Consider the following 289-nt stretch of genomic DNA (forward strand, 5'->3'; position numbering starts at 1 on the left):
AGCATGATATGCTGTCCAAAACTGAGTAAGGCCATAAGTATCAAAATTTAATAAATCGGCTTCCAAACGTTGTGGTAGTATCTGACGTGTCTGGTTTTGTACAGTAACTAAAACAAAATCTGTCCCATTTAAATGTGCCTCACTTAATAATACTCTAACATTTTTGTAGTTAGGATTAATAGCTTCAATGGACTGTAACAACTCATAAGCATCACGATTGTAAAACTTATTATCTGTTGTCGTTAACTGCTTAGCTTGTCCGTATTTATACTCAGATACTTTAGTTTTA

1 pseudogene is annotated in these 289 nt (G+C 33.2%); it reads right to left on the reverse strand.

Annotated features, from left to right (window positions below):
• Positions 1-289: pseudogene (locus tag V6251_RS15335) on the reverse strand (hypothetical protein); the annotation flags it as partial.

Source organism: Olleya sp. Ti.3.14 (genome assembly GCF_038154885.1).
In the GTDB taxonomy this organism is placed as follows: Bacteria; Bacteroidota; Bacteroidia; order Flavobacteriales; family Flavobacteriaceae; genus Olleya.